Here is a 26645-nt window from a genome sequence, read left to right as displayed (position 1 = left end):
TTATGTCTACGTCCCGATTGCAGCAGCAGTTCATCCGCCTGTGGCAGCGTTGCCACGGTGAAACCACTGACACCACGCTGCAGGCGCTGGCGGAGGTGCTGAGCTGTTCGCGGCGCCACGTGCGCTCCCTGCTGAGCGCCATGCAGCGGGAGGGTTGGCTCACCTGGCAGGCGGAGTCGGGGCGCGGCAAGCGTTCGCGGTTAACCTTCCACTACACCGGCCTAGCGCTGCAGCAACAGCGGGCCGAGGAGCTGCTGGAACAGGACCGCATCGATCAGTTGGTGCAGCTGGTGGGCGACAAAAACGTGGTGCGCCAGATGCTGCTGTCGCAGCTGGGGCGCAGCTTCCGCCAGGGTAAACACATCCTGCGGGTGCTCTACTACCGGCAGCTGTACAACCTGCTGCCCGGCTCGGCGCTGCGGCGTTCGGAGACCCATTTGGCGCGCCAGATCTTCAACGGCCTGACGCGCATAAATGAGGAAAACGGGGAACTGGAGTCCGATCTGTCTCACCATTGGCAGGCGCTGACGCCTCTGCACTGGCGGTTTTACCTGCGCCCGGCGATCCATTTTCATCACGGCCGCGAGCTGGAGATGGCAGACGTCATCACTTCCCTTTCGCGACTGACCTCGCAACCGCTGTTCTCGCATATCGAGAGCGTCACCTCGCCGACGCCGTTCGTTATCGACGTGCAGCTGCGCAGCCCCGACCACTGGCTGCCCTGGCTGCTGGGCAGCGTGCAGGCCATGATCCTGCCGCGCGAATGGCGCGAACTGCCGGATTTCGCCCGCCATCCGGTCGGCACCGGCCCCTACCGCATGGTGCGCAACCATCCCAGCCAGATGAAGATCCACGCCTTCGACGACTATTTTGGCTACCGGGCGCTGATCGACGAGGTGAACATCTGGGTGCTGCCGGAGTTTTCCGAAGAGCTGGTGCACTCCGGCGTGCAGCTGCAGGGCGATGAAACCGGCAACAGCGAGCTGGAAAGCCGGCTGGAAGAGGGTTGCTATTTCCTGCTGTTCGATCAGCGTTCTCCGCTGGCCGCCGACCCCGCCATTCGCAGTTGGCTGTGCGAATTGATCAACCCCATTTCGCTGCTGAGCCACGCCGGGCCGCTCTACCAGCGCTATTGGTCGCCGGCGTACGGCCTGCTGCCGCGCTGGCACCACAACCGCACGCTGGCGCAGCAGCCCAAGCCCGCGGGCCTGACCGAACTGACGATGACCCACTTCAATGAACATTCGGAGTTTCACGCCATTCGCCAGGCGATCGAACCGCTGCTGGCGCAGCACGGCATCCGCCTGATCGTGCAAAGCGTGGATTACGCCACCTGGCACCAGGGCGACGCGCGCAGCGATCTGTGGCTCGGCAGCGCCAACTTCTATCTGCCGCTGGAGTTTTCGCTGTTCGCCACGCTGTACGAACTGCCGCTGATGCAGCATTGCATGAACGAAGATCTGGCGCAGGACGCAGCGCTGTGGCGCGCCAACCGTTTGCCGTTGGCCGAGTTCTGCCAGCGTCTGGTCAGCAACCACCAGCTGCACCCGCTGTTCCACCACTGGCTGCAGCTGCACGGCCAGCGCAGCATGCGCGGCGTGCGGATGAACACCCTCGGCTGGTTCGACTTCAAGTCCGCCTGGTTTGCCCCGCCGGAGGCATAAGCGCCTTTCGCCCGGGTCGGTTAATCTTTACAATAGCGCCGTCTCAACGGGGTGCGGTAAGTCGGGCCGCGTGATAAGCCCGATTTTCCGCTGAGAGCACACCCGTCGAACCTGATCCGGTCAATACCGGCGGAGGGATTTGAGCCCAGCGAACCGGCGACGCCGCCTCGCCCCCTCAGATGCCCTTGCCCCCTTATTTTTCAGGAGTGCAACGTGGTCAAAACATATCTGCCCTGCTTATTGCTACTGTGTGCCGCGCCGGTGTTCGCCAAGCCGACGCTGACGGTTTACACCTACGATTCCTTCGCCGCCGACTGGGGCCCAGGCCCGGCGGTAAAAAAAGCCTTCGAAGCCGAGTGCGACTGTGAACTGAAGTTCGTCGCGCTGGAAGACGGCGTCTCGCTGCTGAACCGCCTGCGCATGGAAGGCAAGAACAGCGCCGCCGACGTGGTGCTGGGGTTGGACAACAACCTGTTGCAGGCGGCGCAGCAAACCGGCCTGTTCGCGCCGAGCGGCGTCGACACCGCCAAACTGACGGTGCCGGGCGGCTGGCAGGACGCGACCTTCGTGCCATACGACTACGGGTATTTCGCCTTCGTCTACAACAAAGAAAAACTGAAGAACCCGCCAAAAAGCCTGCAGGAGCTGGTCAGCAGCGATCGCAACTGGAAAGTGATCTACGAAGATCCGCGCACCAGCACGCCGGGCCTCGGCCTGCTGCTGTGGATGCAAAAAGTGTATGGCGACAAGGCGCCGGCCGCCTGGCAGCAGTTGGCGAATAAGACCGTCACCGTCACCAAAGGCTGGAGCGAAGCCTACGGCCTGTTCCTGAAAGGCGAAGGCGATCTGGTGCTCAGCTACACCACCTCTCCCGCCTATCACCTGATCGAAGAGAAAAAAGATCTCTACGCCGCCGCCACGTTCAGCGAAGGGCACTACCTGCAGGTGGAAGTGGCGGGCAAGCTGAAGGCCGCCAAACAGCCTGAGCTGGCGGAGCGCTTCATGCAGTTCATGGTGACGCCGGCCTTCCAGAACACCATCCCGACCGGCAACTGGATGTACCCGGTGATCAACACCCCACTGCCCGTCGGCTTTGAGCAGATGAACGTGCCGCATACCGCGTTGCAATACAGCGCCGAAGAGGTGGCCAAACAACGCGGCGGTTGGATCCGGGCATGGCAAACCGCCGTCAGCCGCTGATCCCCCGCTGGCTCTGGCCGGGGCTGCTGGCCGCCGGCGTGATCCTGCTGGTCGCCGCGCTGGCGATGGGCTCGCTGTGGCGTCACGCGCCGGACAGCGACTGGCGCGGCCTGTGGCAGGACAGCTACCTGTGGCACGTGGTGCGCTTCACCTTTTGGCAGGCGCTGCTGTCGGCGCTGATTTCGGTGCTGCCCGCCGTTCTGCTGGCGCGCGCGCTCTATCGCCGCCGCTTCCCCGGCCGGCAGCTGCTGCTGCGGCTGTGCGCCATGACGCTGGTGCTGCCGGTGCTGGTGGCGGTGTTCGGCCTGCTCAGCGTCTATGGGCGCCAGGGCTGGCTGGCGACGCTGTGCGGCTGGCTGGGCGTCGAGTATGGCTTCTCGCCCTACGGCCTGCAGGGCATTCTGCTGGCGCACCTGTTCTTTAACCTGCCGCTGGCCACCCGCCTGTTGCTGCAGGCGCTGGAGAATATCCCAGTGGAGCAGCGCCAGTTGGCCGCCCAGCTGGGCATGAATGGCTGGCAGCAGTTCCGCTTCGTCGAATGGCCGGCGCTGCGCCGCCAGATCCTGCCGAGCGGCGCGTTGATCTTCATGCTGTGCTTCGCCAGCTTCGCCACCGTGCTGTCGCTGGGCGGCGGGCCGCAGGCCACCACCATCGAACTGGCGATCTATCAGGCGCTGAGTTACGACTACGATCTGGGCCGCGCCGCCATGCTGGCACTGATCCAGTTAAGCTGTTGTCTGGGGCTGGTGTTGATCAGCCAGCGGCTGAGCCAGGCGCTGCCGGTGGGCCATACCCACGCCCAGCGCTGGCGCAACCCGGAAGACAGCCGGTGGCGGCGCGTCGGCGATTTTCTGCTGATCGCCGCCGCGCTGCTGCTGCTGCTGCCGCCTCTGCTGGCGGTGATCGCCGACGGCGCCAATCAGGCCGTCGTCAGCGTGCTGCGCCAGCCGGTGCTGTGGCAGGCGCTGTTCACGTCGCTGCGCATCGCCCTCGGCGCCGGGCTGTTGTGCGTGGCGCTCACGATGATGCTGCTGTGGAGCAGCCGCGAGCTGAAGCTGCGGCAGCACCTGCGCGGCGGCCAGGCGCTGGAGCTGAGCGGCATGGTGATCCTGGCGATGCCGGGCATCGTGCTGGCCACCGGCTTCTTCCTGCTGCTGAGCGATACGATCGGGCTGCCGCAGTCGCCCTATGCGCTGGTGATCCTCACCAATGCGCTGATGGCGGTGCCCTATGCGCTGAAGGTGTTGGAGAACCCGATGCGCGACCTCGCCGAACGTTACAACCCGCTGTGCCTGTCGCTGGATATCCACGGCTGGCAACGGCTGCGGCTGATCGAACTGCGCGCGCTGCGCCGCCCGCTGGCGCAGGCGCTGGCCTTCGCCTGCGTGCTGTCGATCGGCGATTTCGGCGTGGTCGCCTTGTTTGGCAACGAGCATTTCCGTACCCTGCCTTTTTACCTGTATCAGCAGATTGGCGCCTACCGCAGCAACGACGGGGCGGTGACCGCGCTGCTGTTGCTGCTGTTGTGTTTCCTGCTGTTTACCCTGATCGAACGCTTACCGGGGCGCCATGCTGACGCTTGAAAAACTGACCTATCTGTACGAACACCTGCCGATGCGCTTTGATCTGCGCATCCAGCCGGGCGAGCGCGTCGCGGTGCTCGGCCCCAGCGGCGCCGGTAAAAGCACCCTGCTGAGTTTAATCGCCGGTTTTCTGCCGGCGGCCAGCGGCCGGCTGCTGCTGAACGACGAAGACCACACCGCCACGCCGCCGGCCAAACGGCCGGTGTCGATGCTGTTTCAGGAGAACAACCTGTTCGCGCACCTGACGGTGGCGCAGAACATCGGGCTGGGGTTGGATCCCGGTCTGCGCCTGACTGAACAGCAGCGCCAACAGCGGGCGCATATCGCCCGTCAGGTCGGTCTGGAGGAGCACCTGGAGCGCCTGCCGTCGCAGCTTTCCGGCGGTCAGCGTCAGCGCGCCGCGCTGGCGCGCTGTTTGATTCGCCAACGGCCGATCCTGTTGCTCGACGAGCCCTTCTCGGCGCTCGATCCGGCGCTGCGCAACGAGATGCTGCAACTGCTGCAGACGGTGTGCGAACAGCGCAACCTGACGCTGCTGATGGTGTCGCACAACCTCGACGACGCCGCGCGCATCGCGCCGCGCACGCTGCTGGTGGTCGACGGGCGCATCTACTACGACGGCCCGACGCAGGCCCTACTGGACGGCAGCGCGCCCGAAGCGCGCGTGCTGGGCATTTCGGGTAAAGCGTGATCTGACGCGCGTTTTTTATGCTGCGGCAATAAACCTGTTGTGCGAATTTTGCGCCTGTGCTTTTATAAAAACCTGACTTTTTTTACTGATGATAAGGTTCCCTGTGATCGCATCCTCGCTGACTTCGACCCTACTAGTTACCGCGCTACCAGCCGCGGTGGTCGTCGTGCGTGTGGTGGTGGTCGTCGGCAATGCGCCGTAGGGTCCGAATCAACGCATCGATTCCCAAACCCCGCCGGCGCAAACCGGGCGGGGTTTCTTGTTTTAGCACCCTGCCCAGAAAAGCTCACCGGCCTTGAGAAAGGACAGGAACATGGCAACTTCGGGCACGCCTCAGCCGGGCACCAGCTTCACCGGCGCACAATTGATCGTTCATCTGCTGGAGCGGCAGGGCATCACCACCGTCGCCGGCATCCCCGGCGGCGCGGCGCTGCCGCTGTATGACGCGCTGAGCCAAAGCACCCACATACACCACGTGCTGGCGCGCCACGAACAGGGCGCGGGCTTTATGGCGCAGGGCATGGCGCGCGCCAACGGCAAAGCGGCGGTATGCATCGCCTCCAGCGGGCCGGGCGCCACCAACCTGGTCACCGCCATCGCCGACGCCAAGCTCGACTCCATTCCGCTGGTATGCATCACCGGTCAGGTGCCCTCCTCGATGATCGGCACCGACGCCTTCCAGGAGGTGGACACCTACGGCATTTCCATTCCGATCACCAAGCACAACCATCTGGTACGCGATATCCGCGAACTGCCACAGGTGATCGGCGACGCGTTCCGCATCGCCGAGTCCGGCCGCCCCGGCCCGGTCTGGATCGATGTGCCGAAAGACGTGCAGACCGCCACCATCACCCTGGAGGAGCTGCCGCCGATCGCCGTGCCGGACGCCGCACCGAGCTTCGATCCGGCGCTGGTTTCGCAGGCCGCCGCGATGATCAACCAGGCAAAACGCCCGATCCTCTACCTGGGCGGCGGCATCATCTGCGCCGACGCTCATCGGCAGGCGCTGGAACTGGCCGAACGCGCCGGTCTGCCTACCACCATGACGCTGATGGCGCTGGGGGCGATGCCGGTGGAACACCCGCTGTCGCTGGGCATGCTGGGCATGCACGCGGCGCGCAGCACCAACTTCATTCTGCAGGAGGCCGATCTGCTGATCGTGCTGGGCGCGCGCTTCGACGATCGGGCAATCGGCAAAACCGAGCAGTTCTGCCCTAACGCCGCCATCATTCACGTGGATATCGACCGCGCCGAGCTGGGCAAGGTCAAACAGGCCAACGTGGCGATCCATGCCGACGTCGGCCAGGTACTGCAACAGCTGCTGCCGCAGATCGACACGCAACCGCGCAGCGCGTGGCTGAGCACCGTCAACGACCTGAAACGCGAGTTCCCGTTCAACATGCCGAACGCCGACGATCCGCTGAGCCATTACGGCCTGGTGCTGGCCGCCGCGCGCTGCGTGGACGACAGCGCCATTATCACCACCGACGTGGGCCAGCATCAGATGTGGGTGGCGCAGGCCTATCCGCTGAGCCGGCCGCGCCAGTGGCTGACGTCGGGCGGCCTGGGCACCATGGGCTTCGGTCTGCCGGCGGCGATCGGCGCGGCGCTGGCGGAGCCTGAGCGTAAAGTGCTGTGCTTCTCCGGCGACGGCAGCCTGATGATGAACATTCAGGAAATGGCCACCGCGGTCGAACACGATCTGGACGTGAAAATCATTTTGATGAACAACCAGGCGCTGGGGCTGGTGCACCAGCAGCAAACCCTGTTCTACCAGCAGCGCATCTTCGCCGCCGCCTATCCGAAGCGCACCGATTTCCTGAAGATCGCCGCCGGATTCGGGCTGGATACCTGCGATTTGAACGCCGCGGAAGATCCGCAGGCCGCACTGGCCGAAGCGATCCAACGCCCGGGCCCCTGCCTGATCCACGCGCTGATCGACATCAACGAAAAAGTGTTCCCGATGGTGCCGCCGGGCGCCGCCAACATCGACATGATTGGAGAATAAGCCATGCTGCAACCACAAGATAAACCCCAGGTGATCCTGGAGCTGGCCGTGCGCAACCATCCCGGCGTCATGTCGCACGTTTGCGGGCTGTTCGCTCGCCGCGCGTTCAACGTCGAAGGCATTCTGTGCCTGCCGCTGAAGGACGGCCAGCAGAGCCGCATTTGGCTACTGGTGGCCGACGACCAACGGCTGGAGCAGATGATAAGCCAGGTGGAAAAGCTGGAGGACGTGCTGCAGGTGAAGCGCCACAGCGAAGACGTGCGGGTATTTGAACAGCTGGAAGCGTTCTTCCAGTAAGGCGAACGGGGGCTGACGCCCCCTATCCATTATGATGATTGCCCGGACAGCACCTGCCACAACAGGTGCCGATACACCGGCATCAGCGGCTGCTGGCTCAGCAGATAACCGACCGCCAGCGCCGCCAGCCAACTCACGGCGCACACCACGCGCAGCCGCAGCGGCGTCAGCCAACGGCTCAGCCGATCGGCGTTGCGCTTGCCCTCACGCCACCAGCGCCAGCTCAGCCACACCGCCAGCCAGAGGGTGAGCGCCGCGGCGAGCAGCAGCCACTTGAACATCGCGCTGTTGGCGCCGGCGGGAATGTCGATCGCCACGCCCGCCAGGATGCCGGGGAAAAAATAGACCGGCGGCCAGGTCAGGCAGCCGATGATGTTCGGCAAGGCAAACTTGTACGGCGGCAGATCGAGCATGCCGGCCACCATCGGCACCAGCGGGCGCGTCGGGCCAACGAAGCGGCCGATCAGAACGGTCGCCATGCTGTGCTGGTGCAAGGCGTGTTCGGTTTTGTCGAGCAGCGCTTTGTTCTTCTTCAGGAACGACCAGCGGTGCAAGGGCCCTTTGAAGGCGCGGCCGACGAAATAGGAGATCCAGTCGCCGAGCAGGCAGCCGACGATCCCCGCCGCCCAGGCGTAGTAGAAGTCCACCTTGCCGCTGCCGATCAGGGCGCCGATGCTGGCCATCATCACCGTGCCGGGCAGCAGCAGCCCTACCAGCGCCAGCGACTCGAGAAAAGCGACCAGCAGGACGACCATCAGGGTGAAAGCCAGTGACTGGGTGATCAAATCTTGTAAATAGGCTTCCATTACACCTCTGCGGATTATTCGGCCAAACGGGCGAAGGATTTTCCAGTGCAGCCGCAGACGAGTCAATCGATGAATTGTATGCGTATTTGGCAACGCCGCACGGCAATGGACAATCACTGTATAAAAACCCATACTATAATTTATCTATATTAGCGCCAAAACCGACATCTCGCTGAATGTCGCGCACGCCGCCCGGCGGAAGACGAAGGGGTTATGACAGCACTGCAACAGGGTTTCCTGCTCACTCGCCACTGGCGCGATACGCCCGCCGGCACCGAGGTCGAATTTTGGCTGGCGACCGACGCGGGCCCGCGTCAGTTGCGTCTACCGCCGCAAACCTCGGTGGCGTTTATCCCCGCCGAACAAAAGCCGCGCGCGGAACAGCTGCTGCGCGAAGAACGGCAAGTCGAACTGAAACCGCTGGCGCTGACGGATTTTCATCACCGCCCGATGCTGGGGCTGTACTGCCGCCAGCACCGTCAGCTCATCAAGCTGGAAAAGCTGCTGCGGGAAGGCGGCGTTACGGTCTACGAGGCCGACATTCGCCCGCCCGAGCGCTACCTGATGGAACGCTTCATCACCGCGCCGGTATGGTTCAACGGCCAGGGCAACGGCGATGGGCCGTTGCTCAATGGCCAGATGAAGCCGGCGCCGGACTACCGCCCGACGCTCAGACTGGTGTCGCTGGATATCGAAACCACCGCCCACGGCGAACTTTACTCCATAGCGCTGGAAGGCTGCGGCCAGCGCCAGGTCTACATGCTGGGGCCGGCCAACGGCGGCGATGCGCCGCTGGATTTCGATCTGGAATACTGCGCCAGCCGCCCCCAGCTGCTGGAACGGTTGAACGCGTGGCTGGAGCGCCACGATCCTGACGCCATCATCGGCTGGAACCTGGTGCAGTTCGATCTGCGGGTGCTGCAAAAGCACGCCGAACGCTACCAGATCCCGCTGCGGCTGGGGCGCGGCGGCAACCTGCTGGAGTGGCGCGAGCACGGCTTCAAACAGAACCACTTTTTCGCCGCCGCCGCCGGCCGCCTGATCATCGACGGCATCGAAGCGCTGAAATCCGCCACCTGGAACTTCCCCTCCTTCAGCCTGGAATACGTTTCGCAGGCGCTGTTGGGTGAAGGCAAGGCGATCGACAACCCTTATCAGCGCATGGCGGAGATCGACCGACGCTTCGCCGAAGACAAGCCGGCGCTGGCCCGCTACAACCTGAAGGACTGCGAGCTGGTGACGCGCATCTTCGCCAAGGCCGATCTGCTCAACTTCCTGCTGGAACGCGCCACCGTCACCGGGCTGGCGGCCGATCGCAGCGGCGGATCGGTCGCGGCCTTCAGCCACCTCTATATGCCGCGCATGCACCGACTGGGCTTTGTCGCCCCCAACCTCGGCGAACAGCCGGAGGAACACAGCCCCGGCGGATTCGTGATGGACTCCCAGCCCGGTCTGTACGATTCGGTGCTGGTGCTGGACTATAAAAGCCTGTATCCGTCGATCATCCGCACCTTCCTGATCGATCCGGTCGGGTTGGTGGAAGGCATGCGCCACCCAAGCGACGCCGATTCGGTGCCCGGCTTTCGCAACGCCCGCTTCTCGCGCAGCAAACACTGCCTGCCGGCGATCGTCGAGCAGATCTGGCAGGGGCGCGAAGCCGCCAAGCGCCAGCACAACAAGCCCCTGTCGCAGGCGCTAAAGATCATCATGAACGCGCTGTACGGCGTGCTGGGATCGAGCGGCTGCCGCTTCTTCGATCCGCGGCTGGCGTCGTCTATCACCCTGCGCGGCCACGAGATCATGCGCCAAACCCGCGAGCTGATCGAAGCCGAAGGCTATCAGGTGATTTACGGCGATACCGACTCCACCTTCGTGTGGCTGAAACAGCCGCATGACGAGCAGCAGGCGGCGCAGATCGGCCGGGCGCTGGTGCAGCGGGTCAACGCCTGGTGGCAGCAGCATCTGCAGCAGCAGTTCGGGCTGGAGAACGCGCTGGAGTTGGAGTTCGAAACCCACTATTCCCGCTTCCTGATGCCGACCATTCGCGGCGCCGAACAGGGCAGCAAGAAGCGCTACGCCGGCCTGATCGCACGCGCCGGCGGCGAGGAAGAGATGGTGTACAAAGGCCTGGAAACGGTGCGCACCGACTGGACGCCGCTGGCGCAGCAGTTCCAGCAGCAGCTCTATCAGCGCATCTTCAAACGGCAGCCCTACCAGGACTATGTGCGCGACTACGTCGGCAAAACCCTGAACGGCGACTTCGACGATCAGCTGGTGTACCGCAAGCGCCTGCGCAGAAAGCTCGACGACTATCAGCGCAACGTGCCGCCGCACGCCCGCGCCGCGCGCATCGCCGACGACTACAACCGCAGCCAGGGGCGGCCGCTGCAGTATCAGAACGGCGGCTGGATCAGCTATGTGATGACCGTCGCCGGGCCGGAGCCGCTGGAAACGCGCCATTCGCCCATCGACTATCAGCATTACCTCGAACGCCAGCTGCAACCGGTGGCAGACGCTATACTCCCTTTCTTGCACGACGATTTCACCACGCTGGTCACCGGGCAGATGGGGCTGTTTTGAGATTGCGCCAGGTTAAGAAAAATCATCCGGTTTTGCAGGTGACGAACGCGCCGCCTTCCATTACCATAGCGCCCTTCCCAAAACTGAACCACGCTTAGCCCTGCCGTCTCGCGACGTCTGCATGGCGTGAACGGCTATTGCCCGTCAAATTTAAAACAAACCGGGATTAGCAGACGTTCAGTACAGGTGCCGTGGCCCTTCCCGCCCGGTAACAAGACTTACTTACAAAGAATCGAGCCGACAATATATGCCTTTTACTCTTGGTCAACGCTGGATCAGCGACACGGAAAGCGAATTAGGACTGGGCACCGTCGTGGCGCTGGACGCGCGCATGATTACCCTGCTTTTCCCCGCCACCGGTGAAAACCGCCTCTATGCCAGAAACGATTCGCCGATCACCCGCGTGATGTTCAACCCGGGCGATACCGTCAGCAGCCACGAGGGATGGCAGCTGCAGGTGGAAGAGGTGAAAGAGGAAAACGGTCTGTTGACCTATATCGGCACCCGCCAGGACACCCAGGAAAACGGCGTAGCGATGCGCGAAGTCCTGCTGGACAGCAAGCTGACCTTCAGCAAACCGCAGGATCGTCTGTTCGCCGGCCAGATCGACCGCATGGACCGTTTCGCGCTGCGTTTCCGCGCGCGCAAATACCAGAGCGAGCAGTATCGCCTGCCGTTCGCCGGCCTGCGCGGCATGCGCGCCAGCCTGATCCCGCACCAGTTGCACATCGCCCATGAAGTCGGCCAGCGCCATGCGCCGCGCGTCCTGCTGGCGGACGAAGTCGGCCTCGGCAAAACCATCGAAGCCGGCATGATCATCCACCAGCAGCTGCTGGCGGGCCGCGCCGAGCGCGTGCTGATCGTGGTGCCGGAAACGCTGCAGCACCAGTGGCTGGTGGAGATGATGCGCCGCTTCAACCTCTACTTCTCGCTGTTCGACGACAGCCGCTACGCCGAAGCCAAGCTCGACAGCAGCAACCCGTTCGAAACCGAACAGCTGGTGATCTGCTCGCTGGACTTCGTGCGCCGCAACAAGCAGCGCCTGGAAGAGCTGGCAGACGCCCAGTGGGATCTGCTGGTGGTCGACGAAGCGCACCACCTGGCCTGGAGCGAAGAAGCGCCTAGCCGCGAATATCAGGTGATCGAACAGCTGGCCGAGCATATCCCCGGCGTGCTGCTGCTGACCGCCACCCCGGAGCAGCTGGGCCAACAGAGCCACTTCGCGCGCCTGCGCCTGCTCGATCCGAACCGTTTCCACGACTACGGCGAGTTCGTTGCCGAGCAGCAGAAATACCGTCCGGTGGCCGACGCCGTCACCCTGCTGCTGAGCGGTGAGCGCCTGGCCGATGACAAGCTGAACCTGCTGGGCGAGCTGATCGACGAGCAGGACATCGAACCGTTGCTCAAAGCCGCCAACAGCGAAGGTGACAACGCCGAGCAGGCGCGTCAGGAGCTGGTTTCCATGCTGATGGATCGCCACGGCACCAGCCGCGTGCTGTTCCGCAACACCCGTAACGGCGTGAAGGGCTTCCCGCACCGCAACCTGCACCAGATCAAGCTGCCGCTGCCGACCCAGTATCAGACCGCGATCAAAGTCTCCGGCATCATGGGCGCCAAGAAGTCCGTCGAAGCGCGCGCGCGTGACATGCTGTACCCGGAGCAGATCTACCAGGAATTCGAAGGCGAAAACGCCACCTGGTGGAACTTCGACCCGCGCGTCGAGTGGCTGCTGGACTACCTGCTGGCCAACCGCAACGAAAAAGTGCTGGTGATCTGCGCCAAGGCCGACACCGCGCTGCAGCTGGAGCAGGTGCTGCGCGAGCGTGAAGCGATCCGCGCCGCGGTGTTCCACGAAGGGCTGTCGATCATCGAGCGCGACCGCGCCGCCGCCTACTTCGCCTCCGAAGAGGAAGGCGCGCAGGTGCTGCTGTGTTCCGAGATCGGCTCCGAAGGCCGCAACTTCCAGTTCGCCAGCCAGCTGGTGATGTTCGATCTGCCGTTCAACCCGGATCTGCTGGAACAGCGTATCGGCCGTCTGGACCGTATCGGCCAGATGCACGATATCCAAATCATGGTGCCTTACCTGGAGCACACCGCGCAGGCGGTGCTGGGCCGCTGGTTCCACGAGGGGCTGGATGCCTTCGAACACACCTGCCCGACCGGCCGCACCATCTACGACAGCTGCTACGAGCAGTTGATCGGCTATCTGGCCGCGCCGACCGAACAGGAAGGCTTCGACGAATTCATCCACGCCTGCCGCCAGCAGCACGATCAGTTGAAAGCACAGCTGGAACAGGGCCGCGACCGCCTGCTGGAGATGCACTCCAACGGCGGCGACAAAGCCCAGGCGCTGGCCGCCGCCATCGCCGAGCAGGATAACGACGTCAATCTGGTGGGCTTCGCGCTCAACCTGTTCGACATCGTCGGCATCAATCAGGAAGACCGCAGCGACAACCTGATCGTGCTGACGCCGTCCGATCATATGCTGGTGCCGGACTTCCCGGGCCTGCCGCAGGACGGCTGCACCGTCACCTTCGACCGCGATCGGGCGCTGTCGCGCGAAGACGCGCAGTTCGTCAGCTGGGAGCATCCGATCATCCGCAACGGCCTGGATCTGATCCTGTCCGGCGACACCGGCAGCTGCGCAGTGTCCCTGTTGAAAAACAAAGCGTTGCCGGTCGGCACCCTGCTGGTTGAGCTGGTTTACGTGGTAGAAGCCCAGGCGCCGAAGCACCTGCAGCTGACCCGCTTCCTGCCGCCGACGCCGATCCGCATGCTGATGGACCGCAAGGGCACCAACCTGGCGGCGCAGGTCGAGTTTGAAAGCTTCAACCGCCAGCTGAACGCGGTCAACCGCCACACCTCCAGCAAGCTGGTCAACGCCGTGCAGCAAGACGTGCACGCCATGCTGCAGCAGGCGGAAAGCCTGGTGGAAGCGCAGGCGCGCACGCTTATCGAACAGGCGAAGCAAGAGGCGGACGACAAGCTGAGCACCGAGCTGGCGCGTCTGGAAGCGCTGAAGGCGGTCAACCCGAACATCCGCGACGACGAAGTCGAAGCGCTGGAGTTCAACCGCCGTCAGGTGCTGGCCAACCTCAATGAAGCCGGCTGGCGCCTGGACGCCATTCGTCTGGTGGTGGTCACCCACCAGTAACCGGCGCGACGCGGGGAGGCAAGTGCCTCCCCGTTCGGCCCTTATCGCGGAGCCAAGATGGAACCCTACAATCCCCCGCAGGACCCGCTGCACATCCTGTATCAGGATGAACATATCATGGTGGTCAACAAGCCCAGCGGCTTGCTGTCGGTGCCCGGCCGCGCGCCGGAAAACAAAGACAGCCTGATGACCCGCATTCAGGCCGATCATCCGGCCGCCGAATCGGTGCACCGGCTGGACATGGCCACCAGCGGGGTGATCGTGGTGGCGCTCAACAAGGCCGCCGAGCGTGAGCTGAAGCGTCAGTTTCGCGAACGCGAACCGAAGAAATCCTATATCGCCCGCGTTTGGGGGCATATGGAGCATGACGAGGGGTTGGTGGATTTGCCGCTGATCTGCGATTGGCCGAACCGGCCGCTGCAAAAGGTGTGTTTTGACACTGGCAAAGCGGCGCAAACGGAGTATCGGGTGCTGTCGCGCGACGCCGACGGCAGCACCCGCGTGAAGCTAACGCCGATCACCGGCCGCTCGCACCAGCTGCGGGTGCACATGCTGGCGCTCGGGCATCCGATCCTCGGCGACGGTTTCTATGCCCCGCCGGAGGCCAAGGCGATGGCGCCGCGGCTGCAGCTGCATGCACAAGAGCTGCGCATCACCCACCCCGCTTTCCAGACGCCGATGCACTTTCGCGCCGAGCCGGATTTCTAAGGCTAAAACCCAACGGGCCCGGCATAGCGGGCCCGCTTACATCGCTTATTTAAAGCCTTTCTCGCGTTTGATCAGGTCGTACGCCGCCTGAATCTCCTGCGCTTTCTGCTTGGCCATTTCCATCATCTGCGGCGGCAAGCCTTTCGCCACCAGCTTATCCGGATGGTGTTCGCTCATCAGTTTGCGGTAGGCGCGTTTGATGGTGGCGGCATCGTCGCTGCTGCGCACGCCGAGCACCTTGCACGCGTCGTCGAGCGTCGGGCCGCGCTGAGCCTGCTGATAGCCGCCCTGCGAATATCCGCCCTGCTGACCGCCGCCGAACTGGCGCCCACCTTCCATCATGCTGAGGAACTGGTCGAACTGCGCGCGTGAAATGCCCAGCTCCTCGGCGATGACGTACAGCACCTGGCGTTCGTTCGGGTGCAGCGAGCCGTCGGCAAACGCCGCCTGAATCTGAATTTCCAGAAACATCCGAATCAAATCGAAGCGGCCAAAACAGATGCTGCGGAACTGCTGCAGCGTCTCACGCAGCGGGAACTGGCTCTGTTTGCCCTCGCGGAACGCCTGCTGCGCCGCGGTGCGCGCTTCGCCGTGCAGCTGCAGGCGATCCATGAACAGGCTGGCGATCTGGATATCCGCCTCGGTAACGCGTCCTTTGGATTTGGTCAGGTGGCCCATCACCTGAAAAGTGGTGCGGAAAAACAGCGTTTGCCGCGTTTGCTGGTCGGTGAAGAACCCCCGGCTGCGCTTGTTGCTGCGCGCCGTATCGATCATATGACCGATAATCAGCCCCAGAACTACACCCCAGAATCCCGCGCCAGACCAGATGGCGACGATGACGCCGAGCAGTTTTCCCCAATACTGCATATACTCCTCAATTATCATGCCGAAAGCCGCCCACTCCCCTTCGCTTCAGGAAAGGGTGCAGGCGATTTTTCCTAGAATTTGGATTATCATACCTGTCATTTATCTTTGCGCCTAACGACGACGCAAGTAAACGGCTGGATTTAGCACTAGCGCAACGCAGATGAGTAATATAGTCTCTGACCGTTTGCCGGACATGACGCCTCTGATGACGGAACACCAAAACCGCGTATGAAAAAAAGTTTCCCAACACTGCTGGCCACGATGATTTGGACGGCACTCTACAGTCAGCATGCGCTGGCTGATCTGGCCGAGCAATGCATGCTTGGCGTTCCCGTTTACGACAAGCCTTTGGTCAGCGGCGATCCGAACAGCCAACCGGTGACGATCAATGCCGATGACTCGCGCGCTGACTACCCGAAAAGCGCCCTGTTCAGCGGCAACGTGCGCGTCGAGCAGGGCAACAGCACCCTGACCGCCAAAGAAGTTGAGCTGAACCAGACGGAAAAACCCGGCCAGACGGAGCCGGTGCGTACCGTCACCGCAACCGGCGACGTGCACTACAGCGACAATCAGATCAAACTGAAAGGCCCGAAGGCCTGGTCGAACCTGAACACCAAAGATACCGACGTCTATGAAGGCGACTACCAGATGGTAGGCCGTCAGGGGCGCGGCGACGCCGACAAGATGAAGATGCGCGGCGCCAACCGTTACACCATTCTGGAAAACGGCACCTTTACCTCCTGTCTGCCGGGCGACGACAGCTGGAGCGTGGTCGGCTCCGAAGTGATCCACGATCGCGAAGAGCAGGTGGCGGAAGTGTGGAACGCCCGTTTCCGCATCGGCGGCGTGCCGGTGTTCTACAGCCCATACCTGCAGCTGCCGGTCGGCGACAAGCGCCGTTCCGGCTTCCTGATCCCGAACGCCAAGTACGGCAGCAACAACGGCTTCGAGTTCATGTTGCCGTACTACTGGAACATCGCGCCGAACTACGACGCCACCATCACACCGCACTATATGTCCAAGCGCGGCCTGCAGTGGCAGACCGAGTTCCGTTATCTGGTGCAGCCGGGCCTCGGCCTGATGGAGTTCGACTGGCTGCCGGACGACAAGGAATACGGCAAAGATCATGACGACAACAAACGCTGGCTGTTCTACTGGAACCACAACGGCGTCATGGATCAGGTGTGGCGCTTCAACGTCGACTATACCAAGGTCAGCGACTCTAAATACTTCACCGACCTGGACTCCAAGTACGGCTCCACCACTGACGGCTACGCCACGCAGAAATTCAGCCTCGGCTATGCCAACGAGAACTGGAACGCCACGCTGAGCTCCAAACAGTTCCAGATTTACGACGACACCGATCGTTCACAGTCGGACTCGTATAAAGTCCAGCCACAGCTGGATCTGAACTACTACAAGAACGACCTCGGCCCGTTCGACTTCCATATCTACGGTCAGGCGGCCAAGTTCACCAGCGTCAACCCATACAGCCCGGACGCCACCCGTCTGCACATGGAGCCGACGCTCAACCTGCCGTTGACCAACGGCTGGGCCAGCCTGAACACCGAAGCCAAGGTGATGGCGACCCATTACCAGCAGGATATTCCTGACGGTTTCGCCGCCAACTACCAGAGCCGCAAAGGCGTCGCTGCACCGGAACTTGATGACTCGGCCAACCGCGTATTGCCGCAGTTCAAGGTCGACGGCAAGCTGGTGTTCGAACGGCCGATGATCTGGGCCGAAGGCGCCACCCAGACGCTGGAGCCGCGCGTGCAGTACCTGTACGTGCCGTACCGCGACCAGAGCAACATCTACACCTACGACACCACGCTGCTGCAGACCGACTACTCCGGCCTGTTCCGCGACCGCACCTACAGCGGCCTGGATCGCATCGCTTCGCAGAACCGCGTCTCCACCGGTTTGACCACCCGCATTTATGATGACGCGCTGGTTGAACGTTTTAACGCTTCCGTGGGTCAAATCTACTACTTCAGCCGTTCGCGCACCGGCGACCAGGTAACCGGGTACGACAACAACGACGATACCGGCAGCGTGGCCTGGGCCGGCGATACCTACTGGAAAATCGACGATCGTTGGGGCCTGCGCGGCGGCCTGCAGTACGACACCCGCCTGAACAGCGTCTCGCTGGGCAACGGCGTGGTGGAATACCGCCAGGATGCCGAGCGCGTGGTGCAGCTGAACTACCGTTACGCCACGCCGGAATATATCCAGACGGCGTTGAACACCAAAACGGTTCCGGCCTTCCAGGACGGCATCTCGCAGGTGGGCATCACCGGCAGCTGGCCGATCGCCGATCGTTGGGCGGTGGTCGGGGCGTATTATTACGACACCCGCGCCAAACAATCCGCCGATCAGCTGGTGGGGCTGAAGTACAACACCTGCTGCTGGGCAGTGACCCTGGGCTATGAGCGCAAGATCACCGACTGGAACAACAGCAACAATACCAGCGTTTACGACAACAGAGTTTCGTTCAACGTCGAACTGCGCGGCCTGAGCAGCGATCATAGTCTCGGCTCCGCAGAAATGCTGCGCTCCGGCATTCTGCCGTATCAGCGCGCATTCTGACGCTTTGCAACACTTTGAAAACGAGAACTTTCACCCGCATTTGCGGATTACATAATGGGAAATGTATGAAGAACTGGAGAACGCTTATTCTCGGATTGGTGGTTTGCGCCAATGCCGCGTTCGCAGCACCCCAAGAAGTGGATAAAGTCGCCGCCGTCGTGGATAACGGCGTGGTACTCGAAAGCGACGTCAACGGTCTGTTGCAGTCAGTGAAGCTCAACGCCCAGCAGGCCGGCCAACAGCTGCCGGACGACAAGACGCTGCGCCATCAGATCATCGAACGCCTGATCATGGATAACATCCAGCTGCAGATGGCCAAGAAAATGGGCATCACCGTGTCCGACGCCGATCTGGATAAAGCGATCGCCAATATCGCCGCACAAAACAAGATGAGCGTCGATCAGCTGCGCAGCCGCCTGTCGTACGAAGGGTTGAACTACAACACCTACCGTTCGCAGATCCGCAAAGAGATGCTGATCTCCGAAGTGCGTAACAACGAAGTGCGCCGCCGCGTCACCATCCTGCCGCAGGAAGTGGACTCGCTGGCCAAACAGGTGGGCGCGCAGAACGGCAGCGACACCGAAATGAACATCAGCCACATCCTGATCCCGCTGCCGGAGAACCCGTCTCAGCAGCAGGTCGACAAAGCCGAAGAGCTGGCCAAACGCCTGGTGGGTGAGATCAACAGCGGCGCCGACTTCGGCAAGCTGGCGATCACTTACTCCGCCGACTCTCAGGCGCTGAAAGGCGGCAACATGGGCTGGGGCAAGCTGCAAGAGATCCCGACCCTGTTCGCGGAACGTCTGGTGAGCGCCAAGAAAGGCGACGTCGTCGGCCCAATCCGCTCCGGCGTCGGCTTCCACATCCTGAAAGTGAACGACATCCGCGGCGCGAGCCAGTCGGTGTCGGTTACCGAAGTGCACGCCCGTCACATCCTGCTGAAACCTTCGGTGGTGCTGACCGACGATCAGGCGCGCGCCAAGCTGCAATCCGTTGCGGAAGCGATCAAGAGCGGCCGCGCCAAGTTTGCCGACGAAGCCAAACAGCTGTCGCAGGATCCGGGTTCCGCCATGCAGGGCGGCGATCTGGGCTGGGCTTCCCCGGACATCTACGATCCGGCCTTCCGCGATGCATTGCTGAAGCTGAGCAAGGGTGAAATCAGCGCGCCGGTCCACTCTTCCTTCGGTTGGCACCTGATCCAGCTGCTGGATACCCGCCAGGTGGATAAGACCGACGCCGCGCAAAAAGATCGCGCTTACCGCATGTTGTTCAACCGTAAGTTCGCCGAAGAAGCACAGACCTGGATGCAGGAACAGCGCGCCCAGGCTTACGTGAAGATCCTCGATGGCAGCGATGCACAGCAATAAACGCGTCGTCATTACCCCCGGCGAACCCGCCGGGGTAGGGCCGGATTTGGTGGCAGCGCTGGCGCAACAGGATTGGCCTGTTGAGCTGGTGGTGTGCGCCGATCCGGCCCTGCTGCTTGAACGCGCCAAGCGTTTGGGCCTGCCGCTGACGCTGCGCGACTACCAGCCGCAGCCGCCGGCCGAAGCGCAACGCGCCGGCACGCTGACCGTGCTGCCGGTCTCGCTCGCTCACCCGGTCACCGCCGGGGAGTTGAACGTCGGCAACAGCGCCTACGTGGTGGAAACCCTGGCGCGCGCCTGCGACGGCTGCCTGAACGGCGAATTCGCTGCGCTGATCACCGGCCCGGTGAACAAGGGCGTGATCAACGACGCCGGCGTGCCGTTTATCGGCCATACCGAATTCTTTGCCGATCGCAGCCGCTGCGATCGCGTGGTGATGATGCTCGCGACCGAAGAGCTGCGCGTGGCGCTGGCGACCACCCACCTGCCGCTGCTGGCGGTGCCGGGCGCTATCACGCAACAGAGCCTGTTCGAAGTCATCCGCATCCTCGACCACGATCTGAAAACCAAATTTGGCATCGCCCGGCCGCACATTTACGTTTGCGGTCTGAATCCCCACGCCGGGGAAGGCGGCCATATGGGGCACGAAGAGATAGACACCATCATCCCGGCGCTCGACGCGCTGCGCGCTGAGGGCATCCATCTTGTCGGCCCGCTGCCGGCGGACACCCTGTTCCAGCCCAAATATCTGCAAGATGCCGATGCGGTGCTGGCGATGTATCACGATCAGGGGCTGCCGGTGCTAAAATACCAAGGGTTCGGCCGCGCGGTGAATATCACCCTCGGTTTGCCTTTCATACGCACCTCGGTCGACCACGGTACCGCTCTGGAACTGGCCGGCACCGGCACCGCCGATGTCGGCAGTTTCCAAACGGCCCTGAATCTCGCCATTAAAATGATAATTAATTGTAATGAATAACAGAGTCCACCAAGGGCACTTTGCCCGCAAACGCTTTGGACAAAACTTTTTAACCGATCAGTTTGTCATCGATAGCATTGTCTCCGCCATTCACCCGCAGCCGGGCGAAGCGGTGGTCGAGATCGGCCCCGGCCTCGGCGCCCTGACCGAGCCGGTCGGCGCACGCATGGACCGCATGACGGTGATCGAACTGGACCGCGATCTGGCCACCCGGCTGGAGAACCACCCGCGGCTGAAAGACAAGCTGACCATCCACCAGCAGGACGCCATGACGGTGAATTTCGCCGAACTGGCCGAGGAAGCTGGCCAACCGCTGCGCGTATTTGGTAACCTGCCGTACAATATTTCGACGCCGCTGATGTTCCACCTTTTCAGCTATACTCAGGCAATCCGCGACATGCACTTTATGTTGCAAAAAGAGGTGGTCAACCGTCTGGTGGCCGGCCCGAACAGCAAGGCCTACGGGCGTTTGACCGTGATGGCGCAGTACTACTGCAACGTCATTCCGGTGCTGGAAGTGCCGCCGACCGCGTTCGCGCCGCCGCCGAAGGTCGATTCCGCCGTGGTGCGCCTGGTGCCGCACAGCGTGCTGCCGAACCCGGTGGGCGACGTGCGCATGCTGAGCCGCATCACCACGCAGGCGTTCAACCAGCGGCGGAAAACCATCCGCAATAGCCTGGGCGACCTGTTCACGCCGGAGCAGCTGACGGAGCTGGGCGTCGATCCTTCGCTCAGAGCAGAAAATATTTCTGTGGCGCAGTACTGCAAGCTGGCGAACTGGCTGTCAGCCAATCCGACGCCGCAGCAATAAGGAGTTGTTGTCATGATTGATTCGCCCCGCGTGTGTATTCAGGTTCAGAGCATCTATGTGGAATCACAGTCGATCCCTGAAGAAGAGCGTTACGTCTTCGCCTATACCATCACTATCCGCAATCTGGGGCGGACCGACGTGCAACTGCTGGGCCGTTACTGGCTGATCACCAACAGCAACGGCCGCCAAACCGAAGTTCAGGGCGAAGGCGTGATCGGCGAACAGCCTGTCATTCCGCCCGGCGGAGAGTTTCAGTACACCAGCGGCGCCATTCTGGAAACGCCGCTGGGCACCATGGAAGGCCATTACGAAATGGTGGACCATCAGGGTCAACCGTTCCGCACCGCTATTCCCGTGTTTCGCTTAGCCATTCCAACGCTGATCCATTAATTATGTCGACATACCTTATCGGCGACGTTCACGGCTGTTACGATGAACTGAAGTCGCTGCTGGCTCAGGCTGCTTTCGATCCCGAGCGCGATCGGCTGTGGCTGACCGGCGATCTGGTGGCGCGCGGCCCCGCCTCGCTGGACGTGCTGCGCTTCGTGCGCTCGCTCGGCCCGGCGGTGCGCATGGTGCTGGGCAACCACGATCTGCACCTGCTGGCGGTCTACGCCGGCATCAGCCGCAACAAACCCAAAGATCGCATCACCCCGCTGCTGGAAGCGCCGGACGCCGACGAGCTGATCAACTGGCTGCGCCGCCAACCGGTGCTGCAGGTGGACGATGAGCAAAAGCTGGTGATGGCGCACGCCGGCATCACCCCACAGTGGGATATCGACACCGCGAAAATGTGCGCGCGCGAAGTGGAAGCGGTATTGAGCAGCGACAGCTACCCGCTGTTTCTCGACGCCATGTACGGCGACATGCCGAACAACTGGGCGCCGGAACTGAGCGGCCTGGCGCGCCTGCGTTTCAGCACCAATGCGTTCACACGCATGCGCTACTGCTTCCCCAACGGCCAGCTCGACATGATCTGCAAAGATGCGCCGGGCACCGCGCCGGCGCCGCTGAAGCCGTGGTTCGAGCTGCCGCGCCTGGTGGATCCGGAATACACCATCGTCTTCGGTCACTGGGCCTCGCTGGAAGGCAAGGGCACGCCGGAAGGCGTGATCGGGCTGGACACCGGCTGCTGCTGGGGCGGCGATCTGACGATGCTGCGCTGGGAAGACCGCCGTTACTTCACACAGCCCGCCAACCGTGGCGAAGCGCCTGACCACGCCGGCAGACTGGCCGCGTCCTGAAAACATAAAGGCGGCTCCAGGCCGCCTTGTTTCTCTTTACCGCTTACGCCCCAATCACCCCGCCATCTTCACGCGTGATCATCAATACCGATGAACGCGGGCGCGGGCTGTTGTTCGGGAAGTGCGAATCGCCCTCTTCTCCCGGATGCTGCACGTTGACGAACATCGTCTTGTAGTCCGGAGTGAAGGTGATGCCGGTCAGTTCGCAGGACTTCGGCCCCACCATGAAACGGCGAATTTCGCCGCTGACCGGATCGCCCACCAGCATCTGGTTGTTGCCCTGCCCGACGTAATCCCCCTTGTTGCTGTACTTGCCGTCGGTGAGGATCCACAGGCGGCCGGCGCGATCGAAGCCCAGCCCGTCCGGGCTGTTGAACGTGTTGTCCGCCGTGATGTTCGGCGTGCCGCGGTTGATGCCTTCCGGGTGGGCAATCGGGTTGCCACACAGCGCATACATGTCCCAGGCAAAGGTGCCGGCGGTGGCGTCACCGCCTTCGTCCCAGCGAATGATCTGGCCATAGATATTGTTCGGCCGCGGGTTGGCGGCGTTCAGCGGCATCCCTTCCTCACCGCGCTTACTGTTGTTGGTCAGCGTGCAATAAGCGCGGCCGTCATGCGGGTTCACCGCGATCCACTCCGGGCGATCCATCTTGGTGGCGCCGACCTGCTGTGCCGCCTTGCGGGCGAAGATCAGCACTTCGGCCTCATCGCGGAAGCCGTTCTCCGGCGTCAGGCCATTCTTGCCGAACTCGAGCGCAATCCAGCGCCCTTTGCCCTTCAGCGGCGTGCCGGCGTCGTCACCGTCGAACTGCGCCACGTACAGCGTTCCCTCATCCAGCAGCGTGCGATTGTTGGCCGGATTGGCGGCGTCGACCACGCCTTTGGAAACGTACTTATAGATATGTTCGCCGCGCTCGTCGTCCCCCATGTACACCACCAGGCGGCCATCTTTGGCCACGGTCACCGCCGCATTTTCATGCTTGAAGCGGCCCAGCGCGGTGTGCTTGATGGGCGTCGAAGTCGGATTCAGCGGATCGATCTCCACGATCCAGCCGTGGCGGTTGAATTCGTTGGGGTTCTTCGCCACGTCGAAGCGCTCGTCATAGTCCGGCCAGTTACGCTCCGGCTCGCTGACCTTCAGCGTATAGCGCTTCTGTTCCGGCGTGGTTGGGTAATCGGCCTGACGGGTGCCGAAGTAGGTATCGAAGTTTTCTTCGCAGGTCAGGTAAGTGCCCCACGGCGTCTTGCCGTTGGCGCAGTTGCCGAAGGTGCCCAGCACCTTGCGTCCGCTCGGATCGGCGGCGGTCTGCAGCAGCGGATGCCCGGCGGCCGGGCCGCTGAACTGCATGTCGGTGTTGGCGGTGATGCGGCGGTTATAGCGCGACGGGCGCTCCACTTCCCAACGCTGGCCGTCGCCGACGCGCTTTACCGCTACGATGGAAACACCGTGCGCCGCCTGGGATTTACGCACCTCTTCCAGGCTGGTGGCCTTGGTGCCGCCGTGGGCGAACAGGTATTGCTCGTTGACGTATTCGTTATTGATGGCCATCACGCCGTGGCGATCGTCGATCGGGAAGAAACTCATGCCGTCGTTATTGTCGCCGAACTGTTTTTCCTGATCGGCGGCGCTGTTGTTGCCCTGCGGATCGAAGGCCGGTGCGCCATCCACCAGCGGCTCCCCCCAGGAGATCAGCACCTCCGCACGGTAGCCCGGTGCGATGGTCACCTCGTCGGCGGTAGAGGCGGCGATGCCCTGAAAGCCCAGCAGTTTGTTCGGCGGCAGATCCTCGGCCAACGCCTCGGCGGAGACCGACCAGATGCCGCCGCCGAGAAAGCCGGCCAGGCCGACGGCGCCGGCGCTGCCGAGCAGCAGTTTGCGGCGAGTGGGATCGATCAGGCGGTCGGCGTCTAATTGCTCAATTTGCTTGGTCATAGCGTGGTTACCTTTTTAGTTATGGCGCCGCGGTCAAGATTCACCAGAGTTGCCGGGGCGCTCGGAGTTGGGCTTCATACTAATCAGGTAATGTGACGGAAAGGTTACGGACGACTGGCGCAAAAAGGCCGGGGGCGCAATTGCTTGCGCCCCCGGGGAGAGTTGGCTAACGCGCTGAAATCAGCGGCGCTGCAGGATCTCGAAGCAGTAGCTGTGCGAGTTCAGATCGTCAGCGTCGTGGAACTCGCTGAACGTGGTTTCCCACTCGTCCGGCTCGTAATCCGGGAAGTGGGTATCGCCGCCGACCTCGGCGTCGATGTGCGTCAGGTACAGGCGATCGGCACGCGGCAGCAGCTGGGTATAGATGCGCCCACCGCCGATCACCATCACTTCTTCCACGTCGCCGGCGGCGGCCAGCGCTTCATCCATCGAGGTCACCCAGGTCACCCCGGCTTCGCTACCCGGACGGCTGCTCAAAACGATATTGTGGCGGCCCGGCAGCGGGCGGCCGATGGACTCGAAGGTCTTGCGGCCCATAATAACCGGCTTATTCAACGTGTTGCGTTTAAACCACGCAAGGTCCGCCGGCAGGTGCCACGGCATGGCGTTTTCCATGCCAATAACGCGATCCGCCGCCAAGGCAGCGATCAGGCTGATAATCATTGTTTAACCCTGTGTAGGCAGCAAAATTGGTGACACTATACGTAAAGGCCTGAGTGCCGTCGATAGGCTAATCAAGCAAGATGAATATATAAGATAGCTCTTATCAGCATATCTAATAACCAACGATCTCCCGCCGGGAAATTTCACACGCCGGGGCGTTTGCGGTACAGCCACAGGCCCGGCAGCGACAGGCCGATCGACAACGCGCCGACGATGAAACTGGCCTTGAGGAAGTTGGTGATCATGGTCTCCATCAAGGCTTCGCTGTAGCCCAAATGTGAGATCTCTACCACAGTTATCATCGCGGTATAGGCGGAAATGCCGGGGAACATCGGGATCACCGCCGCCACGGTGAACACCTTCGGGTGCGCCAGCAGCCAGCGCGACCAGTAGATACCGATGATACCGATCAGGATCGCCGCCAGCAGCGAGGCCCACTCGATGTTCATGCCGCCGTGCATCATCAGCATGCGCGAACCACGCCCGATGGCCCCAAGCAACGCGCAATAACGCAGCGCGCGCAGCGGCACGTTGAACACCATGGCGAAGCCCAGCGCCGGCACCGCCGCCAACAACATCTCCTGCAACAAGGCCCACAGCAGACTCATGACCACCCCCGCAGATCCCACAGCGACATCGCCATCACCACCCCGATGCAGGTCGCCAGCGTCAGCAGGCTGGCCATCGCCCAGCGCGCCAGCCCGGTATTGACGTGCCCCTTGAACATATCGGCCACCGCGTTGATCAGCGGGAAGCCCGGCACCAGCAACAGCACGCTGGCGGCCATCGCCACGCTCGAGGTGTCCTTAAACGCCGGCAGGCGCAGCAGCAGCCCGGAGATCGACGTCGCGACAAACGCCGTCAGGCAAAAATTGATCAGCGGATTCATATGGCGGGCGGTGAGAATTTGGCGCACCAGCATCGCCGTGCCGCTGGCGATAAAGGTCACCAGGAAGGCGTCAGCGCCGCCACCGTTGAGCATGCTGAAGCACCCGCAGGACAACCCCACCATCAGCACCACCAGCCAGCGCGGGTAGCGCAACGGCCGGATCCGGTCAAAACGGCGCGCCACGTCGTGCGCATCCGCCAGGTGGTGCTCGGCGAGGATCACGATATGCTGCACTTCGGTCACCACCTGCATATTGATGCCGCGATCGACGTTCTTGCGGGTGGTGGTCAGACAGGCGCCGTGGCTGAGGGTGGTCAACACCACCGCATTGGCGGAGATCGAGCTTTCCACGCTGTCCATCCCCAGCGCCAGCCCCAGGCGGGTCGACAGCTGTTCCACCACCGTGCTCTCAGCGCCGTGCTGCAACAGCAGCAGCGCGCATTGAATGCACAGGCGGGTTATTTCACGCTGTTGCCGGTGCGGTTCCGGCATGTCTGTGGCGTTAGTCTGCTGCATAGGGCTCCGTCGCTGGCGGTAGATGAATAATTATCATAGAGCCTAACAATACCTCATTGGGTTGATGCGCATCAGAGGAAGCGGCGTTATTATCGC

Annotated in this window: 22 protein-coding genes and 1 riboswitch; of the genes, 16 read left to right on the top strand and 6 right to left on the bottom strand. The window is 62.5% G+C overall.

Annotation, left to right across the window (positions count from 1 at the left end):
* Positions 1-2: 2 nt before the first annotated feature.
* The 7 genes from sgrR to ilvN all read left to right on the top strand — a co-directional run bounded on the left by sgrR (position 3) and on the right by ilvN (position 7443).
* Complete coding sequence (gene sgrR / locus V8N38_RS03230) at positions 3-1664, top strand: HTH-type transcriptional regulator SgrR (RefSeq protein WP_060440783.1); 1662 nt, start codon at positions 3-5, stop codon at positions 1662-1664.
* Positions 1665-1701: 37 nt separating this feature from the next.
* A riboswitch (TPP riboswitch) is annotated at positions 1702-1820 on the top strand.
* A 57-nt stretch (positions 1821-1877) separates the two neighbouring features.
* Positions 1878-2864 (top strand): thiamine ABC transporter substrate binding subunit, encoded by a 987-nt coding sequence (gene thiB / locus V8N38_RS03225; RefSeq protein WP_147839730.1) that lies wholly within the window; start codon positions 1878-1880, stop codon positions 2862-2864.
* Positions 2840-4447 (top strand): thiamine/thiamine pyrophosphate ABC transporter permease ThiP, encoded by a 1608-nt coding sequence (gene thiP, locus V8N38_RS03220; protein WP_147839729.1) that lies wholly within the window; start codon positions 2840-2842, stop codon positions 4445-4447. Before thiB ends, thiP begins: the two co-directional genes overlap by 25 nt.
* Entirely contained in the window at positions 4434-5138 is a 705-nt protein-coding gene (gene thiQ / locus V8N38_RS03215) for a thiamine ABC transporter ATP-binding protein ThiQ (protein WP_038873430.1), read from the top strand. Before thiP ends, thiQ begins: the two co-directional genes overlap by 14 nt.
* 88 nt (positions 5139-5226) lie before the next feature.
* Positions 5227-5340 (top strand): ilvB operon leader peptide IvbL, encoded by a 114-nt coding sequence (gene ivbL / locus V8N38_RS03210; RefSeq protein ID WP_154747116.1) that lies wholly within the window; start codon positions 5227-5229, stop codon positions 5338-5340.
* A 111-nt stretch (positions 5341-5451) separates the two neighbouring features.
* Complete coding sequence (ilvB, locus tag V8N38_RS03205; protein WP_147839728.1) at positions 5452-7146, top strand: acetolactate synthase large subunit; 1695 nt, start codon at positions 5452-5454, stop codon at positions 7144-7146.
* A 3-nt stretch (positions 7147-7149) separates the two neighbouring features.
* Entirely contained in the window at positions 7150-7443 is a 294-nt protein-coding gene (gene ilvN / locus V8N38_RS03200) for an acetolactate synthase small subunit (RefSeq protein ID WP_016929110.1), read from the top strand.
* Between the two features lie 29 nt (positions 7444-7472).
* Here the strand turns inward: ilvN and V8N38_RS03195 are convergent, their stop codons facing one another.
* The gene (locus V8N38_RS03195) at positions 7473-8249 is read right to left on the bottom strand and encodes a DedA family protein (protein WP_038873425.1); all 777 of its coding nucleotides are present in this window, start codon (positions 8247-8249) and stop codon (positions 7473-7475) included.
* Positions 8250-8462: 213 nt separating this feature from the next.
* Between V8N38_RS03195 and V8N38_RS03190 the strand changes: the two genes are divergently transcribed.
* The 3 genes from V8N38_RS03190 (at position 8463) to rluA (ending at position 14691) form a co-directional block, all read left to right on the top strand.
* The gene (locus V8N38_RS03190) at positions 8463-10829 is read left to right on the top strand and encodes a DNA polymerase II (protein ID WP_087762934.1); all 2367 of its coding nucleotides are present in this window, start codon (positions 8463-8465) and stop codon (positions 10827-10829) included.
* Positions 10830-11076: 247 nt separating this feature from the next.
* Positions 11077-13983 (top strand): RNA polymerase-associated protein RapA, encoded by a 2907-nt coding sequence (gene rapA / locus V8N38_RS03185; protein WP_147839727.1) that lies wholly within the window; start codon positions 11077-11079, stop codon positions 13981-13983.
* 57 nt (positions 13984-14040) lie between these two features.
* On the top strand, positions 14041-14691 hold the full coding sequence (rluA, locus tag V8N38_RS03180; RefSeq protein ID WP_147839726.1) for a bifunctional tRNA pseudouridine(32) synthase/23S rRNA pseudouridine(746) synthase RluA: 651 nt from the start codon (positions 14041-14043) through the stop codon (positions 14689-14691).
* Positions 14692-14736: 45 nt separating this feature from the next.
* On the opposite strand, the gene djlA is transcribed toward rluA, so the two are convergent.
* On the bottom strand, positions 14737-15558 hold the full coding sequence (gene djlA, locus V8N38_RS03175) for a co-chaperone DjlA (protein WP_015376627.1): 822 nt from the start codon (positions 15556-15558) through the stop codon (positions 14737-14739).
* 228 nt (positions 15559-15786) lie between these two features.
* On the opposite strand from djlA, the gene lptD reads away from it, so the two are divergent.
* The 6 genes from lptD (at position 15787) to apaH (ending at position 22548) form a co-directional block, all read left to right on the top strand.
* Complete coding sequence (lptD, locus tag V8N38_RS03170; RefSeq protein ID WP_147839725.1) at positions 15787-18147, top strand: LPS assembly protein LptD; 2361 nt, start codon at positions 15787-15789, stop codon at positions 18145-18147.
* Positions 18148-18212: 65 nt separating this feature from the next.
* Positions 18213-19514, top strand: a complete 1302-nt coding sequence (gene surA, locus V8N38_RS03165; protein WP_048232625.1) for a peptidylprolyl isomerase SurA — start codon at positions 18213-18215, stop codon at positions 19512-19514.
* Entirely contained in the window at positions 19501-20493 is a 993-nt protein-coding gene (gene pdxA, locus V8N38_RS03160) for a 4-hydroxythreonine-4-phosphate dehydrogenase PdxA (RefSeq protein WP_147839765.1), read from the top strand. The genes surA and pdxA overlap by 14 nt, the downstream gene beginning before the upstream one ends.
* Positions 20486-21304 (top strand): 16S rRNA (adenine(1518)-N(6)/adenine(1519)-N(6))-dimethyltransferase RsmA, encoded by an 819-nt coding sequence (rsmA, locus tag V8N38_RS03155; protein WP_060422426.1) that lies wholly within the window; start codon positions 20486-20488, stop codon positions 21302-21304. Before pdxA ends, rsmA begins: the two co-directional genes overlap by 8 nt.
* Before the next feature lie 12 nt (positions 21305-21316).
* Entirely contained in the window at positions 21317-21694 is a 378-nt protein-coding gene (apaG, locus tag V8N38_RS03150) for a Co2+/Mg2+ efflux protein ApaG (protein WP_016929119.1), read from the top strand.
* Between the two features lie 2 nt (positions 21695-21696).
* Positions 21697-22548: a bis(5'-nucleosyl)-tetraphosphatase (symmetrical) ApaH gene (apaH, locus tag V8N38_RS03145; protein ID WP_063991429.1), complete on the top strand. Its 852-nt coding sequence runs from the start codon at positions 21697-21699 to the stop codon at positions 22546-22548.
* Between the two features lie 43 nt (positions 22549-22591).
* On the opposite strand, the gene V8N38_RS03140 is transcribed toward apaH, so the two are convergent.
* The 4 genes from V8N38_RS03140 to V8N38_RS03125 all read right to left on the bottom strand — a co-directional run bounded on the left by V8N38_RS03140 (position 22592) and on the right by V8N38_RS03125 (position 26549).
* Positions 22592-24481: a PhoX family protein gene (locus V8N38_RS03140; RefSeq protein WP_147839724.1), complete on the bottom strand. Its 1890-nt coding sequence runs from the start codon at positions 24479-24481 to the stop codon at positions 22592-22594.
* 180 nt (positions 24482-24661) lie between these two features.
* The gene (gene folA, locus V8N38_RS03135; protein WP_038873402.1) at positions 24662-25144 is read right to left on the bottom strand and encodes a type 3 dihydrofolate reductase; all 483 of its coding nucleotides are present in this window, start codon (positions 25142-25144) and stop codon (positions 24662-24664) included.
* A gap of 143 nt (positions 25145-25287) precedes the next feature.
* Positions 25288-25752: a threonine/serine exporter gene (locus tag V8N38_RS03130; protein ID WP_033637072.1), complete on the bottom strand. Its 465-nt coding sequence runs from the start codon at positions 25750-25752 to the stop codon at positions 25288-25290.
* Complete coding sequence (locus V8N38_RS03125) at positions 25749-26549, bottom strand: threonine/serine ThrE exporter family protein (RefSeq protein WP_060426347.1); 801 nt, start codon at positions 26547-26549, stop codon at positions 25749-25751. The genes V8N38_RS03130 and V8N38_RS03125 overlap by 4 nt, the downstream gene beginning before the upstream one ends.
* Positions 26550-26645 lie beyond the last annotated feature (96 nt).

Source organism: Serratia nevei (genome assembly GCF_037948395.1).
GTDB lineage: Bacteria > Pseudomonadota > Gammaproteobacteria > Enterobacterales > Enterobacteriaceae > Serratia > Serratia nevei.
This window is presented reverse-complemented; position numbering and strand designations above follow the sequence as displayed.

Coding starts and splice junctions, on each gene's coding strand:
- rapA (WP_147839727.1), top strand. CDS start 11,077: ATGCCTTTTACTCTTGGTCAACGCTGGATCAGCGACACGGAAAGCGAA.
- V8N38_RS03130 (WP_033637072.1), bottom strand. CDS start 25,752: ATGAGTCTGCTGTGGGCCTTGTTGCAGGAGATGTTGTTGGCGGCGGTG.
- ilvB (WP_147839728.1), top strand. CDS start 5,452: ATGGCAACTTCGGGCACGCCTCAGCCGGGCACCAGCTTCACCGGCGCA.
- rsmA (WP_060422426.1), top strand. CDS start 20,486: ATGAATAACAGAGTCCACCAAGGGCACTTTGCCCGCAAACGCTTTGGA.
- apaG (WP_016929119.1), top strand. CDS start 21,317: ATGATTGATTCGCCCCGCGTGTGTATTCAGGTTCAGAGCATCTATGTG.
- V8N38_RS03190 (WP_087762934.1), top strand. CDS start 8,463: ATGACAGCACTGCAACAGGGTTTCCTGCTCACTCGCCACTGGCGCGAT.
- folA (WP_038873402.1), bottom strand. CDS start 25,144: ATGATTATCAGCCTGATCGCTGCCTTGGCGGCGGATCGCGTTATTGGC.
- rluA (WP_147839726.1), top strand. CDS start 14,041: ATGGAACCCTACAATCCCCCGCAGGACCCGCTGCACATCCTGTATCAG.
- ilvN (WP_016929110.1), top strand. CDS start 7,150: ATGCTGCAACCACAAGATAAACCCCAGGTGATCCTGGAGCTGGCCGTG.
- surA (WP_048232625.1), top strand. CDS start 18,213: ATGAAGAACTGGAGAACGCTTATTCTCGGATTGGTGGTTTGCGCCAAT.
- sgrR (WP_060440783.1), top strand. CDS start 3: ATGTCTACGTCCCGATTGCAGCAGCAGTTCATCCGCCTGTGGCAGCGT.
- djlA (WP_015376627.1), bottom strand. CDS start 15,558: ATGCAGTATTGGGGAAAACTGCTCGGCGTCATCGTCGCCATCTGGTCT.
- thiP (WP_147839729.1), top strand. CDS start 2,840: ATGGCAAACCGCCGTCAGCCGCTGATCCCCCGCTGGCTCTGGCCGGGG.
- ivbL (WP_154747116.1), top strand. CDS start 5,227: ATGATAAGGTTCCCTGTGATCGCATCCTCGCTGACTTCGACCCTACTA.
- V8N38_RS03195 (WP_038873425.1), bottom strand. CDS start 8,249: ATGGAAGCCTATTTACAAGATTTGATCACCCAGTCACTGGCTTTCACC.
- apaH (WP_063991429.1), top strand. CDS start 21,697: ATGTCGACATACCTTATCGGCGACGTTCACGGCTGTTACGATGAACTG.
- pdxA (WP_147839765.1), top strand. CDS start 19,501: ATGCACAGCAATAAACGCGTCGTCATTACCCCCGGCGAACCCGCCGGG.
- lptD (WP_147839725.1), top strand. CDS start 15,787: ATGAAAAAAAGTTTCCCAACACTGCTGGCCACGATGATTTGGACGGCA.
- thiQ (WP_038873430.1), top strand. CDS start 4,434: ATGCTGACGCTTGAAAAACTGACCTATCTGTACGAACACCTGCCGATG.
- V8N38_RS03140 (WP_147839724.1), bottom strand. CDS start 24,481: ATGACCAAGCAAATTGAGCAATTAGACGCCGACCGCCTGATCGATCCC.
- V8N38_RS03125 (WP_060426347.1), bottom strand. CDS start 26,549: ATGCAGCAGACTAACGCCACAGACATGCCGGAACCGCACCGGCAACAG.